Origin of the sequence: Hymenobacter lutimineralis (genome assembly GCF_008271285.1) — a bacterium.
In the GTDB taxonomy this organism is placed as follows: domain Bacteria; phylum Bacteroidota; class Bacteroidia; order Cytophagales; family Hymenobacteraceae; genus Hymenobacter; species Hymenobacter lutimineralis.
Genome location: NZ_VTHL01000029.1, coordinates 1 through 16,012 on the forward strand (window position 1 = coordinate 1; position 16,012 = coordinate 16,012).

12 protein-coding genes are annotated in these 16,012 nt (G+C 58.0%); 6 read left to right on the forward strand and 6 right to left on the reverse strand.

Going from position 1 to position 16,012, the window contains the following annotated elements; genetic code table 11:
• Window positions 1-221: 221 nt before the first annotated feature.
• The 3 genes from FY528_RS19345 to FY528_RS19355 are packed head-to-tail and all read left to right on the forward strand — an operon-like array spanning window position 222 to window position 3,561.
• Window positions 222-836: a restriction endonuclease subunit S gene (locus FY528_RS19345; RefSeq protein ID WP_222931842.1), complete on the forward strand. Its 615-nt coding sequence runs from the start codon at window positions 222-224 to the stop codon at window positions 834-836.
• Window positions 833-1,936, forward strand: coding sequence for an AAA family ATPase (locus tag FY528_RS19350; RefSeq protein ID WP_149072670.1), 1,104 nt, complete (start codon window positions 833-835; stop codon window positions 1,934-1,936). Before FY528_RS19345 ends, FY528_RS19350 begins: the two co-directional genes overlap by 4 nt.
• Window positions 1,937-1,938: 2 nt before the next feature.
• Window positions 1,939-3,561: a type I restriction-modification system subunit M gene (locus tag FY528_RS19355; protein WP_149072671.1), complete on the forward strand. Its 1,623-nt coding sequence runs from the start codon at window positions 1,939-1,941 to the stop codon at window positions 3,559-3,561.
• Between the two features lie 256 nt (window positions 3,562-3,817).
• Here the strand turns inward: FY528_RS19355 and FY528_RS19360 are convergent, their stop codons facing one another.
• The 4 genes from FY528_RS19360 to FY528_RS19375 all read right to left on the reverse strand — a co-directional run bounded on the left by FY528_RS19360 (window position 3,818) and on the right by FY528_RS19375 (window position 8,613).
• Window positions 3,818-4,351 carry a hypothetical protein gene (locus tag FY528_RS19360; protein WP_149072672.1) on the reverse strand — a complete coding sequence of 178 codons (534 nt, stop codon included), beginning with the start codon at window positions 4,349-4,351 and terminating at the stop codon, window positions 3,818-3,820.
• Window positions 4,352-4,494: 143 nt separating this feature from the next.
• Window positions 4,495-6,939 (reverse strand): TonB-dependent receptor, encoded by a 2,445-nt coding sequence (locus FY528_RS19365; protein ID WP_149072673.1) that lies wholly within the window; start codon window positions 6,937-6,939, stop codon window positions 4,495-4,497.
• 17 nt (window positions 6,940-6,956) lie between these two features.
• Window positions 6,957-7,925: a DUF4249 domain-containing protein gene (locus FY528_RS19370; RefSeq protein ID WP_149072674.1), complete on the reverse strand. Its 969-nt coding sequence runs from the start codon at window positions 7,923-7,925 to the stop codon at window positions 6,957-6,959.
• 118 nt (window positions 7,926-8,043) lie between these two features.
• Entirely contained in the window at window positions 8,044-8,613 is a 570-nt protein-coding gene (locus tag FY528_RS19375; RefSeq protein ID WP_149072675.1) for a recombinase family protein, read from the reverse strand.
• A gap of 150 nt (window positions 8,614-8,763) precedes the next feature.
• Here FY528_RS19375 and FY528_RS19380 point away from each other — a divergent pair, with 150 nt between their 5' ends.
• Window positions 8,764-11,739, forward strand: coding sequence for a Tn3 family transposase (locus FY528_RS19380; protein WP_262384064.1), 2,976 nt, complete (start codon window positions 8,764-8,766; stop codon window positions 11,737-11,739).
• Window positions 11,740-11,800: 61 nt separating this feature from the next.
• On the opposite strand, the gene FY528_RS19385 is transcribed toward FY528_RS19380, so the two are convergent.
• Entirely contained in the window at window positions 11,801-12,730 is a 930-nt protein-coding gene (locus tag FY528_RS19385) for a hypothetical protein (RefSeq protein ID WP_149072676.1), read from the reverse strand.
• A 77-nt stretch (window positions 12,731-12,807) separates the two neighbouring features.
• Window positions 12,808-14,580 (reverse strand): ATP-binding protein, encoded by a 1,773-nt coding sequence (locus tag FY528_RS19390; protein ID WP_149072677.1) that lies wholly within the window; start codon window positions 14,578-14,580, stop codon window positions 12,808-12,810.
• A gap of 378 nt (window positions 14,581-14,958) precedes the next feature.
• Between FY528_RS19390 and FY528_RS19395 the strand changes: the two genes are divergently transcribed.
• Both FY528_RS19395 and FY528_RS19400 read left to right on the forward strand, forming a co-directional pair.
• Window positions 14,959-15,456, forward strand: coding sequence for a recombinase family protein (locus tag FY528_RS19395; RefSeq protein ID WP_187632206.1), 498 nt, complete (start codon window positions 14,959-14,961; stop codon window positions 15,454-15,456).
• A 187-nt stretch (window positions 15,457-15,643) separates the two neighbouring features.
• Window positions 15,644-15,973: a DUF6660 family protein gene (locus tag FY528_RS19400; protein ID WP_149072678.1), complete on the forward strand. Its 330-nt coding sequence runs from the start codon at window positions 15,644-15,646 to the stop codon at window positions 15,971-15,973.
• Window positions 15,974-16,012 lie beyond the last annotated feature (39 nt).

Here is a 16,012-nt window from a genome sequence, read left to right on the forward strand (position 1 = left end):
CCGGCTCAAAGAAGCGCGAGGCTTGGCCACCCGCTACGAGAAAACCGCCGCCTCTTTTTTAGCCGTCGCTCACCTGCTCGCCGCCCTGGATTGGATGCGCTGACTGTCCACACTCTCTAGCAGAACAGCAAAAAGTCGCTGATTGCCTCTCTTCTCTTGAAGACTTAATCACCGCGCAAAATGCTAAACTGGCGGCCCTTCAAGAGCACAAAAAAGGCCTAATGCAAGGGCTATTTCCCGCCGTAGGAGAAACGATGCCAAAGATGCGGTTTCCAGAGTTTCTGGATGCGGACGAATGGGATATAAAGCCATTGGGAGAAGTAGCAAAGAACTTAGATAACCGAAGAGTGCCAATTACAGGGAGCGTGAGAGTAAGAGGGAATGTCCCTTATTATGGCGCTTCGGGCATCATCGACTATGTGCAAGATTTTATTTTTGATGAAGAGCTTCTTTGCATTTCGGAGGATGGAGCCAATCTGGTTGCAAGAACTTATCCGATTGCCTTTTCAATCACAGGCAAAACATGGGTAAATAATCATGCTCACGTCATTCGATTCGAAAAACGCTTCACTCAAGTCATGGTTGAGAACTACTTGAACGCTATAAGCCTCGAGGATTTTTTGACGGGAATGGCACAGCCGAAGTTGAATAGAGCAAAACTGGATATCATACCCATTCCACTCCCGAAGCCAGATGAACAGCAAAAAATTGCAGATATCCTTTCCGCTATTGATGACCGCATAAATGCGCAAGGCCAAAAGATAGAAGCTCTCAAACTTCATAAGAAAGGGTTGATGCAGGGGCTGTTTCCCGCACTACTGGAGGCCGCCGTATGACGTTTTCCACCTTAGCCGAATTGGCCGCGCATTTCCGGACCACGCTGGCCACGAAGAAGTACATCCTGCTCTACGCCTACAACGGCACGGGCAAAACGCGCCTGTCGGTGGCTTTCAAGGACGCGGGCAAAACCGCCGACGCGGCCGATACCCTCTACTTCAATGCGTTTACGGAAGACCTGTTTTCCTGGCACAACGACCTGGAGAACAACACTGAGCGCCGCTTGCTCCTGAACACGGAGTCGCGCTTTTTCAACGGGCTGCGGGAGCTGGAGATGGACAACCGCATCCGCCCGCTCCTACAGCGCTACGCCGATTTCGATTTCACCATCGACTACGAGGCGGGCTTCGTCCAGTTTCACCGCGACATTCGGGTAGCGGACGCCACGGAGCGAGCCGACTTCATCAAAGTGAGCCGGGGCGAAGAAAACATCTTCGTCTGGTGCTTTTTCCTGGCCGTGGCCCAGCTGGCCGTCGATGCGGAAGAGGGCAGCGCCTACAGCTGGGTGAAGTACCTCTACATCGACGACCCGATTTCTTCGCTCGACGACAACAATGCCATTGCCGTGGCCAGCCACCTGGCCCAGCTGCTCAAACGGCCGGGCAACACCATCAAAACGGTTATTTCCTCGCACCACTCGCTGTTCTTCAATGTGATGCACAACGAGCTGGGCAACGCCGTGAAGTATTTCCTGAGCAAGAACACCGCCGATGGCACCTACGCGGTGCAGGACACCACCGATACGCCGTTCTTCCACCACGTCTCGCTCATCCGCGACCTGTACCAGGCAGCCACCGCGCCCGACGGCAAGCTGTACACCTACCACTTCAACATCCTGCGCGGCGTGCTGGAAAAAACGGCCAGCTTCCACGGGTTCGGCAATTTTTCGGCCTGCATCAGGCAAGCCCCCGACGACGTGGACGGCAACGTCCACGCCCGCATCATCAACATTCTCAGCCACGGCAATTATTCGCTGTTTGAGCCCCGGGAAATGCTGCCGGAGAATAAGGAATATTTCCGGCGCATCCTGACTGATTTCATGACCAATTACCGCTTCAATCCGGCCCTGTTTCCGGAAGTAAGCCCCGTTACTGCCTAACCATGAGTACCCAAAACCAACAACAACAGCTGGGCAAAACCCTCTGGAACATTGCCGACCAGCTGCGGGGCGCGATGAACGCCGACGACTTCCGCGACTACATGCTGTCCTTCCTGTTCCTGCGCTACCTCTCCGATAACTACGAAACGGCCGCGAAAAAGGAGCTGGGCACCGATTACCCGGACACCCCGGCGGATATCCTGAAAACGTTGGGCGCCTTCACCCCGCTCGAAATCTGGTACGGTGAGAACCGCGCCGACGTGCCCGCGTTTGAACAGCTCATGCGCCGCCGCGTGCACTACGTGATAGAGCCGCAACACCTGTGGAGCCACATTGCCGAGCTGGCCCGCACCCACAGCACCGACCTGCTCGACACCCTCGAAAAGGGCTTCAAGTTCATCGAAACCCAATCCTTCGACAGCACTTTCCAGGGCCTCTTTTCCGAAATCAACCTCAATTCCGAAAAGCTGGGCCGCACCTACGCCGAGCGCAACGCCAAGCTCTGCAACATCATCCAGAAAATCGCCGAGGGCATCGGCGGCTTCTCGACCGACGCCGACACGCTGGGCGACGCCTACGAGTACCTCATCGGCCAGTTTGCTTCCGGTTCGGGTAAGAAGGCCGGCGAGTTCTACACACCCCAGCCTATTTCCACCATTCTGTCCGACATCGTGGTGCTTGACGGCCAGAACCCCGCCGCCGGCAAGCGCGCTAAGCTGGAGCGGGTGCTCGATATTACCTGCGGCTCCGGCTCGCTGCTGCTCAACGTGCGCAAGCACATGGGTCCGCACGGCATCGGCAAGATTTACGGTCAGGAACTCAACATCACCACCTACAACCTGGCGCGCATGAATATGCTGCTCCACGGCGTGAAGGACACTGAGTTTGAGATTCACCACGGCGACTCCCTCAAAAACGACTGGGACGTGCTGAACGAGATGAATCCGGCCAAAAAGATGGAGTTCGACGCCATCGTGGCCAATCCACCGTTCAGCTACCGCTGGGAGCCCGCTGAGTCGCTAGGCGAGGATTTCCGCTTCAAGGGCTACGGCCTCGCGCCTAAGTCGGCCGCCGACTTTGCCTTTCTGCTGCATGGCTTCCACTTCCTGAGCCAGGAGGGTACAATGGCCATTATCCTGCCCCACGGCGTACTGTTCCGGGGCGGGGCCGAGGAGCGCATCCGCACCAAGCTGCTCAAGGACGGCCACATCGATACGGTCATCGGCCTGCCTGCTAATCTGTTCTTCTCCACCGGCATCCCGGTGTGCATCCTGGTGCTGAAAAAGTGCAAGAAGCCCAACGACGTGCTGTTCATCAACGCCAGCGAGCAGTACGAGAAAGGCAAGCGCCAGAACTTCCTGCGCCAGGGCGACATCGACAAAATCGTAGCCACCTACCGCGACCGTACCAAAGAAGACCGGTATTCCCGCCCCGTGCCCATGGCGGAGATTGAGCAAAACGGCTACAACCTGAATATCTCACGCTACGTGAGTACCGCCACCTCCGCCGAGACAATAGACCTGCAGGCCGTGCACGATACGCTAGTAGCTATTGAAGAGAAGGCAGCGGATGCCGCCAACCGGCACAATCAATTTCTGCAAGAGCTGGGGTTGCCGCTTATTTAAGAAGGCAGGAAAGAACAACGAGAAGCTTTTCGTCTCGTTGGCTTTTCGGTAACCGCTCCAAAGCATTGAACTGTATTTGATTGTACTTGCTGTGCGGGATGCGTGGGGTTAGTTCTTTCGTTTTTGTTAAACAGGTAGGACCTTGGTTAAAAGCATGGACAACGCTTTTAACCAAGGTCCTACCTGTTTATTAAGAAGCGCGACAAGTTAACCCAGCTCCCACAAAACAACTACAGATTGTTGGGTAACTCTATTCCTAGCGTTGCATAGTGCTTATGGGTTTACGCATGGTAAGAACTCGACTCACCATATAAACGGCACGAATTATTGGCCCCATAAGCAGAAAGAAGCTTAAAATAAGAGAGGCTTTACTAAGCCAATCAGGCAGCACTGACCACAAGAACTTAATAATAGCCAGCATGGAAAATGCCGTGAAAAGCTCGATGCTTGCCCACAAAAATGCACCTACAACTGTGATGTATAGGTCTGTTACAAAGAAAGCCTCGAACCCATCTGCAGGGTGGTAGTTTTTAGAGCTTTCGGCAGTTGATGCACCTTTTTGGGCAAGTGACTCCTGAAATTTAGCGCGATAGTTTTCTCCAACAGAGATGAGTAGTGCTAAAGCGGTAAAGACAAAACCGGCCATAGAAATGCTTGCTGAGCAAAGTTGGTCGGCAAACGAAGCCAGAGAATCTTTAGTCAGAACAAGCCCTGAACGCTTGCGCAAGTAGTCTTGAATGAACCAACCCCCAATGGCCACGACTAAGCCTAGCACTACGTCATGGCGCATAGGAAAGCGGAAATAGCGGTCGGCCCAAACCGTGAGGGCCTTCTTATAGCAGCGGGGGGATAAAATTACTCTAAGCCTACTGCCTGTTGAAATAGGTGTCAATCAATCTTGGTCGTCACGCTACTGAGTAACAGTCGCTAGGTTCAGAAACTGCGTTCATAGCTGAGGGCTGGCAGAATGGGAAACAAACTCAGCTGATAAAGCCGCCGCTGCCCCTTTGTGAAATAGCTGTCGTTCTCGCCTGAGCTGTAGTAAATGTAGTACGGATTGTGCCGGCTGTAGGCATTATAGGCCCCCACCCGCCAGATTCGTTCCCCGTACTTGACGGACTTGGTAAAGGTGACGCCCAGGTCCAGGCGGTGGTAGGCCCGCAGCCGGTAGCTGTTTTTGTCGCCGTACACCTCGGCCTCGGGGTAGAGGTAGCGGTCCGATGGGGCTCCGGCAATGAGGCCGTAGCTCTGGTCGATGACCTGGTAGTTGCCCTGGGCCAGCGTTAAGGCATTGCCAGTCCCATAGGTCCACGTTGCCGAGAGGGTGATATGGGGCCGCACCTGGTAGATGAGCACCACGGACGCGTCGTGGCGGCGGTCATACTTGTAAGGGTACCACCGGCCCTGGTTGAGCTGGTCGAACTGCCGCTCATTACGGGCCAGCGTGTAGCCCACCCAGCCCGTGAGGCGGCCGGTTTTGCGCTGCACCAGCACCTCCAGCCCCTGCACCCGGCCCTGGCCTCCGGTCACGACCTTGTCCTGCCAGTTCTGGGAGCTGTTGTAAAAGGTTGCGCCCTCCCGAAACTCGATCAGCTCGCGCATCGACTTCTGGAAGGCTTCCACGCTGACTTCCAGCCCCCACTCGGGGAGCGTGTGGGCCACGCCCAATGCCACCTGCTGCGCCCGCTGTGGGGCCACGCGCCGAGTAGCGGGCACCCACAAGTCCGTTGGCAGGCCGGCCCCGTTGTTGGAGAGCAGGTGCAGATACTGCTGCATGCTGGCGTAGGAGGCCTTCACGGCGGTGTGCTCGCCCACCAGATACGTGGCCAGCAATCGAGGCTGCACCCCACCGAACCCCTGCCCCTCCACCCAGTAGCGAACGACCCGCAAACCTAGGTTGGCCGACAGCCGGGCGGTCAGCCGGATTTCATCCTCGCCGTAAACGGCTACTTCCCAGGCTCCCACCCGGTGGGAACCAAACGTCGTATCGAGCGCCATCACCGGGGTGCGGCTCGTGAAGAAGTTGCTGCCGGGGGTGAAGGCGTGTTGCACGGCAGTCGCCCCGAATCGTATTTGATGGGCTGGGCTGGGATAGTACTCAAAATCCGCCTTCACCAGCACGTCCTGCACGCCGGAGGTAAAGCTGGCTTGGCTGTCCTCCCTCAGCTTACCGGTTGGCGAGCGGTCCTCCAGTTCGAAGGTCTGCTCGTTGGCGTAACGAAAACGGGTAGCGGCCAGCGTCGCGTTGCCGAACAGCTGAGGGGTCAGGGTTCGGTTCCAGCGCAGCGAGGCCAGGGCGTTGCCGTAGCGCAGGTTGCTGGCGTTCTGGTAGCGTAGCTCGCCCTGCGGGCCGGCAATGGTTTGGGGCTTCTGCGTCACAAACAGCCGGTCGCCGCCCAGGTAAACGGCGGCAAAGAGCTGGTCGCGGGGCGTGAGCTGGTGGCTGACCTTGGCGCTGGCATCGTAGAAAGAGTAGCCGACGACGCTGTTGCCGTCGGAGGAGAGCCGGCTGGCCACCCGCGAAAACAGGTCGAGGTTGCCCCGCCGGGCCGAGACGAGGAAGGTGGTTTTGCCATTCTTCAGCGGCCCTTCCAGCGAGAAATGCGTGGCCAGCACGCCCACGCCCGCGTTGCCGCTCAGCTTTTCTTTGTTGCCTTCCTTCAGGCGCACATCCAGCACCGACGAGAGCCGCCCCCCGTAGCGGGCCGGGAACCCGCCCTTGAGCAGGCGTACGTCGCTGATGGCATTGGCATCAAACACGGACAGGAAGCCACCGACGTGGCTAACGTAGTAGATGGGCACGTCGTCGAGCAGGGTCAGGTTCTGGTCCGGGGAGCCACCGCGCACGTAAAGCGCACCGCTGCCTTCGCGGCCGGCCTGCACGCCGGGCATGAGCTGGAACGCCCGCAGCACGTCGGGCTCGCCCAGCAACGCCGGCAGTTTGCGCAGCTGCGCGACCGGAATCTGGAGGGTGCTCATCTCCACGCGGCGCTCCAGCGGCACATCGGCCGCGCCGCTCACCCGCACCTCGCCCAGCTCGTTGCTGGTGACCAGGGAAAAGCCATGGGTCGTCGTCTGACGGCCGGCCAGCACCAGGGTGACGCGTCCGTAGCCCAGGTAGCCGGCCGTCAGACGCACCGAGTCCTGCGCCGGCAGCGTCAGCGAGTAAAAGCCGGCGGCATTGGTCGTCGTGCCGACCTGGCCCCCGGCCGTGTACACGGCGGCCCCCGGCAGCTTCTCGCCGGTGCGGGCGTCCCGCACAGTGCCGCTAAACGTGACGCGGCCGCTGGGGGCTTGGGCTTGAACCGTTGGCGGGCCCGCCAGCCATAGCAACACCACGGCCCCAGAGGACGCCGAGCAAATAAGCTTATTAATCATCCGTATATCTCAGTATATTAGCGAACTGGCAACATTCTCACCTCTTGCGCCCGGCCCACTACCACTCCGTACCCCATGTCCACGTTGGAATACATCCGGGTGGGGTCGCCGAGGAACAGCAGCTGGTTTAAGTCGCCGCCCGGCCCCTTAGTGCCCTGGTTATAGAAGTGCCGGGTCCAGCTCTTGCGGTACTGGTAATAGGCGCGGCTGACCGAGCGTAGCACTACGTACACGTCGCCCGATACGCGAGGGGGAATGGGCACTCCGTTTAGTATACCGCCCCCACTGCGGCTAAACGGCGCAAACGAGGCCCGCAGCTCAAACGCCTGGCCGTTGAAGAGCTTATCCGAGAAGACCAGCGACCCGGGGTTAAACTCCGCGTCGCCTTCGGCGGCCAGCGCGGCGTTCCCACGCGCATCCAGCACAAAGTCCTGACTCCGGTTATACCCCCCTTGGCCTTGCCCCCCGGCCTGCTGCTGGTACGCGGTGATTTCGTAAAAATTAGCGGTCTGCGCAGGGTCATCGAAGCGCACGACGATGGTGCCCAGCAGCTCATTGTCCCGGTTCGTACCCGTGGGGTAAGAATGCCACCCCTCACGGATATATACCGCGGCGGGCACCGTGTCCGTGGCGCTGGCGTCCGGGTAGCCGTCGGCTTCGGCCCGCAGGGTGTAGGGTACCCCACTAGCGGGTCTGTTGGGGCTGGCATACAGGCCCCGCCCCTGGTTGCGGAGCAACTCTTCTCCCCGACCGGGCGTCAGCAGGTACACCCGGGCCGAAGACAACAGGCGCGAAGATGAGTCCACCGTACTGGTGACGCGGCTGACCTGCACCCGAAACACGCTGTCGGGCGTGAGAATGGAATTCATCACCAGCACGTTGGGAGGCGCCGGCAAATCAGCACTGATTTCATCGACGCAGCCCGGCAAAACGAGGATTAAGCCGGCAATAACCGATAACCGAACGGTCGTATAGCGTACAGACATAAGACGGGATAACTACTGCAGCAGCAAACGACGGTCAAACGATAATCGTATGACGCCGCCTCGTGATAAGCTGCTTTTTACAAAGGAGGCAGTGGCAGACCACCAGTTCATCGATAGGTTAGCGCAGCGCAGCCTGCAGGTGTTTGCGGTAACGTTTGACGCTGGAAAGGCTGATGCCCGTCAACTCCACGGTTTCGGCCACGGACAGGCCTTTTTCCAACGCCTTTTTTACCTTGGCCAGATTCTCGGCGTCGAGTCCTTTGGGCCGGCCGATGTGCTTGCCCTGGGCGGCGGCCAGTTGCTGGCCCGCCTTGGTCTTTTCCAGGATGCTCTCGCGGTCGTACTCAGCCAGGGAGGCGAAGATGGAGAGCATGAACTTGCCCGCCGGCGTCGTGGTATCGATGCCTAAGTCTAAAGCCTTGAAGTGAATGCCGCGCTGGTGAAACGAGTTGACCAGGTGGATGACGTGGTCGCGGCTGCGGCCTAAGCGGAAGAAGCGGGCCACCAGTACCGTGTCGCCTTCGCGCAGCAGCCCCAGCAGTTCATCCAGCGCGGGCCGCTGCAGGCTCATGCCCGTGATTTTGTCCTGGAAGATGCGGTCGCACCCGGCCTTGGTCAGGATGTCGAGTTGCGTGTCCAGGTTCTGGTCGAGGGTGGAAACGCGGGCGTAGCCGAAGGTTTTGTTCATGCGGGTCAGAAAGTCGGGTTCACAAAGATAACCCTGTGTTTATTTTTGGCCCGACTTTCTGGCCCTGCCTTTTCGACCACTTGTCCCTGGGGCTGGACTCGGTGAAGCAGGGTTCAGGAAGCTATGGCTTTTTGAACCACGCTCCATCGCATGATTTCTCCCTTTCTCACCGCGCCCGAACGCCAGGGCTACCAGCAGGTGCCGGCCACGCTGAGCGAAACCGACCTGCGCCAGCACTTTTACCTGACAGGAGCGGACCGGGAGTTTGTCCAGCGGCAGCGCCGCGACGGCAACCGCCTGGGCTGCGCGGTGCAGCTGGGCCTGGTGCGCCTGATGGGCTACTTGCCCGAAGACTGGTTTGAGCAGGTACCGACACCGGTGGCCGCCTTTGTCGGCCAGCAGCTGGGCATCGCGCCGGATGCGCTGGCCACCTATGGGGACCGGGCCGCCACCCGCAGTGAGCACCTGCAGCTGGTGCTGCGGCACCTGGGCTACCGCAAGTGGCAGCCCCTGGACAGCCCCGGCCTGGAAGCCTGGCTCCTGGAACGGGCCCTGGAGCACGACCAGCCGCGCCTGCTCTTGCAAGCAGCCTGTCAGAAACTGCACCAGGCCCGCCTGTTGCGGCCAGCCATCTCGGTGCTGGAGTTGCTGGTGAGCCAGGCCTTGCTGCAAACCGACGTAGCCACCTACCAGCGCCTGGCCCCGCTGCTCACGCCGGCCGTGGAAGCGCAGCTCGACGCCCTGCTGGTGCCGGACTCGGTCAGGCGCGTGACGCCGCACCGCTGGCTCTGCCAGCCGGCGACCACTAATACGCCTGCGGCCATCAACCAGGCCCTGACTAAGCTCGACTTCCTGCACCAGCTGGGGCTGGCCGAGTGGGATGCCGGCAGCCTAAACGCGAACCGACGCAAGCGCCTGGCCCACCGGGCGCGCCACCGCACCAGCCAGGCCATCGGCCGCTACGCGCCGGCCAAGCGCTACCCGCTGCTGGTGGCCTTTGTGCTGGAAAGCCACCGCGACGTGCTCGACGCGGTGCTGACCATGTTCAGTGACTACTGGGCCGGAGCCCAACGCAAGGCCCAGCGCGAGCACGAGGCCCACCTGCTGGCCATCCGCCAGGCCCGCGAAACGGCCCTGCGTGTCTTTGCCCAAGTCGCGCGCACGGTGGTGGACGAGCACATCCCTGCGGGGCTGGTGCGGGAAGCCGTGTTCGAGGCCATTCCCCGGGAGCAGGTGGAGCAGGCCTTGCAGGCGTACTACGCCCTGAGCGATATCCGACTGGATTCACCCCTGGCTTTCTTACTGCGTCGCTACGCGCACCTGAAGCAGTTTTCCGCCGGTCTGTTACGACAAGTGTCGTTTGCCAGCGCCTTTGCCGGCGACCGATTCGCCGAGGCCCTGGCCCTAGTGGTGGAGCTGCAGAGTGGGGTACGGCGCAAGCTGCCAGCCGATGCGCCGACCGATTTTATTACCCCCTCCTGGCACGGCTTCGTGCACCCGCAGCAGACCCCGGAGCGGTTACCCTACGAGCTGTGCGTGCTGGCCACCTTGCGCGAGCGGCTGCGCTCAGGGGACGTGTTTGTGCCCGGCTCGCGCAAGTACGCCGACCTGGAGAGTTACCTGATTCCGGCCGCGCAGTGGCCCGGCCTGCGCGGGGAGGTGCTGCGCCAGTTGGGCCTGCCGGAGGACCCCAGCCAGCGCCTGCACGCCCGCCTGGCCGAACTTGAAGCGCTGTTGCCACAGGTCATAAATCTGTTAGCCGAAGGTGGGGAGGTGCGCCTGGAAGACGGCGAGTTGGTGCTCACGGCGCTGCAAGCCGAAGAACTACCCGCCTCTCTCCAGGCCTTGGACGAGCAGATTCGGGCGCGTATGCCCGCCGTGGAGCTAACCGACATTCTAGTGGAGGTGGACGGCTGGACCGGCTTCTCCGAACTGCTGCGCGAGGCGTCGGGCGGGGGCAGCGATGGTCCGGAGCCCGTTTATGCCGCTCTGTTGGCGGCCGCCTGTAATATCCCGTTGTCCGACATGGCCCGCAGCACCGGCCTGGAGTATCAAACGGTGTGGTGGGCCACCCACCAGTTCCTGCACGAGCAGCCGTTGCGGGCGGCCACTACCCGCGTGGTCAACCAGCAGCACCGCCAGTGGCTGGCCCAGCACTGGGGCGGTGGGGGCTTGTCCTCTTCGGATGGCCAGCGCTTCCCCGTCAGCGGGGCCGTGCGCAACGCCAAGGCGCTGCCGCGCTACTTCGGCTACGGCCGGGGCGTGACCTTCTACACCCACACAGCCGACCACTACGCCCAGTACGGCAGCAAAGTCATTCCCGCCACCGAGCGGGACGCCACGTATGTGCTGGATGAGGTGCTGGGTAACGAAACCGACGTGGTCATCGTCGAGCACGCCACCGACACGCACGGCTACACGGACCTGATTTTCGGACTTTTTGACCTGCTGGGCCTGCAGTACTCGCCGCGCCTGCGCGACATCGGCGACCAGAAGCTCTGCCGCATCCGGGGCCGCGAGCTGAGCTACCCGGGCCTTCACTTCACCGGCCACGTGCAGCCCGGCTACATCGAAGCGCGCCTGGACGACTTGCTGCGAATAGCCGGCTCCTTCAAGCTGGGCTACGTGACGGCCTCGCTCTTCATCAGCAAGCTGCAGGCCTACCCGCGCCAGCACAACCTGACCTACGTGCTGCAGCAGTACGGGCGGCTCATCAAAACCAACTTCATTTTGCGCTACCTGCTCAGCCAACCATTGCGGCGCAAGATTCATACGCAGCTCAACAAGGGCGAGCGATTACATGCGCTGCGGGTGTTTCTCTGGTTTGGCGGCGACGGGCTCATCCGTCGCAAGCAGGAAGAAGCCCAGCAGGAAGTCGTCGGCGCCCTGAACCTGGTCACCAACCTAGTGGTGCTCTGGAACACGGTCTACCTGCAACAGGTGGTGCAAACGCTGCGGGCCGAAGGCGTGGAAGTACGCGATGAAGACCTAGCCCGGCTCTCGCCCGCTCGCTACGAGCACATCAACCGGTTGGGCAAGTACACCTTCCCCAGCCAAGTGGAAGTGGAGCCTAACGGACTACGCAGCCTGCGAAAGCCATCGGAAGCAGCCCCGATGGGAGCTTAGAGTAATTTTATCCCCCCGCTGCTATAAGAAGGCCGTGAGCAACGGAGTTGGTTTGCCGTAGTTACTCATTGGTCGCATATTGAATAGCAGCGTCCACTAAGCGAGCTGTCACGTCAGTGCTATCAATGACGCGGCTATATCCAGGTACAGTGGCAGCTTGTATATCGAGCCGTAACTCAGCAGAAAGTAAATCGAAGGGCTTTATGCTTCCACCCGTGCCACTGTCTTCGGCTGTAGCTTCCAACAAATCAAAGTCTGTCATGCGCTCCGGGGCATCTTGAAAAGCATGGACTAAATCCAGAACCGCACCTCTGGCCTGCTGCAAAGTTGTTTGCTGGCTGTAATTGAATTTGTATTTGACTTCAATGTATTCCGCTTGGTCAAAACCATTGGAAGCATTCAGACCCGAAACCACACCTGTAGGAGCATACTGATTGATTCGGTTCAGATTCTCTCTATACACCCGCATTTTCAACGACGAGACTCGCCCAATTTGGTTGAGAATGGCTTCATGGTTTCCATCTCGCACTACCAAAGAGGCTTCAATCTTAGCCAAATTACCCACACCGGCATTTGGGGCATGATACCTGAGTATCTTAACCAAATCGCCTACCCGAGGACCGAAATGGTTATACTCAATTGCTAATCGGGGTGGATGGTTACCCCGGCCAAAAGCAATGGCGAAGTGGGTTGTTTCTATTAAGCCTTCATTCGCTGCCATCAGCAAATCTCTGTCTGTATCATTATCCAGGTCAGTGATTCGAGCAAGTGCATTCTCACGAATGAAAACCAAATGACCAGAAATTACATTCTGCGGATTGAATTGCAGGAAGCGAAAGCACGCTAATCGGTCAACACGCTGCTGGCAACGAGAGCGACCAACAAGACCTCGGGCATATCGAAATATTTCCCGCCAATTGCTAATAGCATCACCATTACGGTCGAAAAACTCTAAATCGTAGAAGTAAACTGTGCGTTTAATTGTGGGCATAGATTTTCATTTTAGAGACTGCTGAGTACGCTTCCGCAGAGGGATAAACGTTGATTTATGTGACTGTTAGAATGCTGTTAGGAATGCCTTACTGGGTGATTTAACTCCTCCAAAAGCCAGTTTAGCATCGTGAAGGCCGAGCTGATAACATCGTTAAATGTTAAAATTTCGACTTTTTCCCCCAGTCCATATTGAGCTGCTACGTTCGATTTACCACCAATAAGCATGATGTGCATTGCCGCTCCCGGTAGGTAAGCCGATAATGCCTGCCGATAGTCTTCAGCCTGAGCTACATCGGCGCGGGTAATGGTATGCGAAGGCCGCTTAAACTCAATGAGTAGGTACTGACGTGACCGGTCTTGGTTGAGCAGCAAATCCGGTCGGTTGCGTGCATTTTCGCCATTGTACTCACGCTTACCAGTAATCTTTTCAACGGTTGATACCAATGTCCGATTGGAGGTCATTAAGGAATACTCCGCCCCGAGCAGCCAAAGGTTTTTCTCAAACGCCAGGTGTAGGTCTTTTTCTTGGGTTTCGGGGTTGTTGACTAACTCTTGCAGTTTAGTCAGGAACTGAAGCCGGAAGGATGCTTGGCGCGAAATCATAGCTAACTCGACCAGACCAAACTCGTTCAAGGCTTCGGCAAATGTGGCTACGTCGGCGTACTGCGCCTCATCTAGGCGTTTGATGATTTCCCAGTACTCGTCTTTTTCAATGGTGTCAAGTAGCACCCGAATGAGCGTTTGCAGCTTCTGTTCGGGCAGAGCATAGAAAGTGGTTAGCACCCGGTCAAGCGCTTTGCGGGCGTAGTCACGCTTATAAGCGGGTAGCCGTCGTAACTCTTGGTCCACCTGCTTTTGCAGCCGGGCTTTTGCCAAGCTGATTTCGTTTTTAAACACCCCGCGCAGGGCCGCTTCCAGCTTGGGGCGTACGTACTCTTCCAGAATCTGCACAGGCTTGCTATTTTCAATCAGCGCACCCCAATCCGCCGTTACGTAGTCTAATAATTCATCGGCTTCTACTTCGCCATATACCCGCTTGAGTAGCTTAGCGGGTATCTCGCCACCATTGTCTTCTAGGCCGAAAAAGCTGGGTTTGCCGACCGTTTTTCCGCCTACGCGCACCGCAAGTCCTGGTTGGCGTAGCGATTGATTAGTTTCAGAAATGACAAAACGTAGTGTTACACTGCCTAAGCCCTCTAACACATCGGTGAAAGTAAAAACCTTGCCTTTCACGTCGGATACATCCAGCTTATCGCCATTCACATAAATAGTGAATTGGTCTTGCCGGCCGTATTCCATGATGAGTACCAGCCGCAAACGGTCAGGGTTGGGGAATACCAAGTTTTGGTTGATATCCCGAATGCGGATGGTAGTGCCATGCTCCTCCTGATTGCATTCCTCCTCAATAACGGGCAAGTCAACGTCCTCAATGTCATGCTTGGCGGCCGCCAGCACTTTCTTTTCAATGTGGACGGTTGTTCGTTTTCCTCGCGCCCGTGTTTCCACTAACATTAGGCTGCCAACAAATAAGCCGGCAAACTTGCCTATGCCTTTCCTGCCTTTCACCATGCGGCCGTTTTGGGTAGTATTTCCTTTGCGGTCCCGTCGGTTATTAGCAATGATGAGATACTCGTTGCGCACTTCTTCCGGGGTCATGCCTGTGCCATCGTCCCGAAACTCAATAGTGGCATCCTCAGTTAAGATGGAGGGCAATACAATCCAGACGTTTTTGGCTTCTGCATCCCAAGCGTTGTCAACTAGCTCGCGTAGCGCAAATTCGGAAGAACGATAGTTCTCGCCCAGCAGAGCCGCCAGCTTGGGATGGACTTTGAATGTCGTCTTTTTCATAAATAGCCGAGGAAATAGTCGATAGCGTCAGGTTCGAATAATAGCACAATTTCTTTTATATGTGATGATTTTTAAAGTAATAGTAAGTAGGACAGTCTGTAAAAAGTATCACTTATAAGTAATATCACTATACAATCTCGCTGCGTATAAATGATTTGCTTGCAGTAGATGGGGTCGCACTAGAGTAGGAACAGAAAGTATCGGTAGGAAAAAGCTGGGCAAGCGGGCGTCTCAGAAAACGGACGTTTTTTGGCGACGCGCCAACCGGACTCAAATGGCGGAACAAGTGGTGCTTAAATTGTCTCATTGATTGGTCTCACAAAACTACGTTCGCGTATCTTCGCACTTGTGACTTTCTGAGACAAGTTGTTTTTGGCTATGAAAATTGGTTACGCCCGCGTCAGCACCCAAGACCAGCAGCTGCATTTACAGGTCGATGCCTTACGAGCTGCCGGCTGCGACGACATCATCCAAGAAAAAGCCTCGTCTGCTAAAGACCGTCCGCAATTGCAAGGACTGCTGACCCGGCTGCGGGCCGGCGACACGCTGCTAGTCTGGAAGCTCGACCGGCTGGGCCGTTCCCTGAAGGATTTGGTCACGCTCGTGACGGGGTTCCAGGAGAAACGCATTCACTTCGTGAGCTTACACGACCACCTGGACACGACCACCGCGCAGGGTCGGTTGATGTTTAACTTGTTTGCTTCGCTAGCCGAGTTCGAGCGCGACCTCATCCGCGAGCGTACCAAGGCTGGGCTTACGGCCGCTCGCGCCCGCGGCCGGCAAGGCGGGCGGCCCAAAGGGTATTCCAAGGAGGCCTTGTCCAAAGCCCAGGCGGCCAAAACCCTGTATCTGCAACAAGACAAGACCGTGGCATAAATCGGCCAACTGCTTGGGGTCGGGCGAGCGACCATCTACCGCTACCTCGCGCATTTGGGGGTAGCTACGGGTGGCAGTCAAGCGATAACGGAATAAAGTAAGACACTGTCGTTTTCCTGGCCGCAGGAAATACACTTAAGGAAGCTACCCAAAACGCTTGCTTCTGAAAAGCCGTACCTTTGCTCCGATGCGTCTGTTTGCCCTGCTGTTCTCCTTGTACCTCGCCTGTCTCTCGTGCCTGCCCTGCGCTGACGAGGTGCAAACGTGCGTGGAGCCAACTCAAACAAGCATCAGCGCCACCTCGCATTCCGACTGTGGCCGCAATGCCTTGGGAGATTGGTGCTCGCCGCTGTGCCAGTGCCATTGCTGCGCTGGGACCGTCGTGGGCTTCGCCGGGGCCGCGCCGCTGGGCTTCTCCCGGCCCGCGCAGTGGGCCGCCGGACCCTGCCACGCCCGCCTAATCGTGGTCGCTCCGACGCGGGTAGCCGCCGCCATCTGGCAGCCGCCGCGGGCCTAATTCTTCCCCTCTTTCCTGCTGACCCCGCCGGGTAGCCGG

Coding starts and splice junctions, on each gene's coding strand:
- FY528_RS19355 (WP_149072671.1), top strand. CDS start 1,939: ATGAGTACCCAAAACCAACAACAACAGCTGGGCAAAACCCTCTGGAAC.
- FY528_RS19345 (WP_222931842.1), top strand. CDS start 222: ATGCAAGGGCTATTTCCCGCCGTAGGAGAAACGATGCCAAAGATGCGG.
- FY528_RS19395 (WP_187632206.1), top strand. CDS start 14,959: ATGAAAATTGGTTACGCCCGCGTCAGCACCCAAGACCAGCAGCTGCAT.
- FY528_RS19350 (WP_149072670.1), top strand. CDS start 833: ATGACGTTTTCCACCTTAGCCGAATTGGCCGCGCATTTCCGGACCACG.
- FY528_RS19380 (WP_262384064.1), top strand. CDS start 8,764: ATGATTTCTCCCTTTCTCACCGCGCCCGAACGCCAGGGCTACCAGCAG.
- FY528_RS19400 (WP_149072678.1), top strand. CDS start 15,644: ATGCGTCTGTTTGCCCTGCTGTTCTCCTTGTACCTCGCCTGTCTCTCG.
- FY528_RS19365 (WP_149072673.1), bottom strand. CDS start 6,939: ATGATTAATAAGCTTATTTGCTCGGCGTCCTCTGGGGCCGTGGTGTTG.
- FY528_RS19370 (WP_149072674.1), bottom strand. CDS start 7,925: ATGTCTGTACGCTATACGACCGTTCGGTTATCGGTTATTGCCGGCTTA.
- FY528_RS19360 (WP_149072672.1), bottom strand. CDS start 4,351: ATGCGCCATGACGTAGTGCTAGGCTTAGTCGTGGCCATTGGGGGTTGG.
- FY528_RS19375 (WP_149072675.1), bottom strand. CDS start 8,613: ATGAACAAAACCTTCGGCTACGCCCGCGTTTCCACCCTCGACCAGAAC.
- FY528_RS19390 (WP_149072677.1), bottom strand. CDS start 14,580: ATGAAAAAGACGACATTCAAAGTCCATCCCAAGCTGGCGGCTCTGCTG.
- FY528_RS19385 (WP_149072676.1), bottom strand. CDS start 12,730: ATGCCCACAATTAAACGCACAGTTTACTTCTACGATTTAGAGTTTTTC.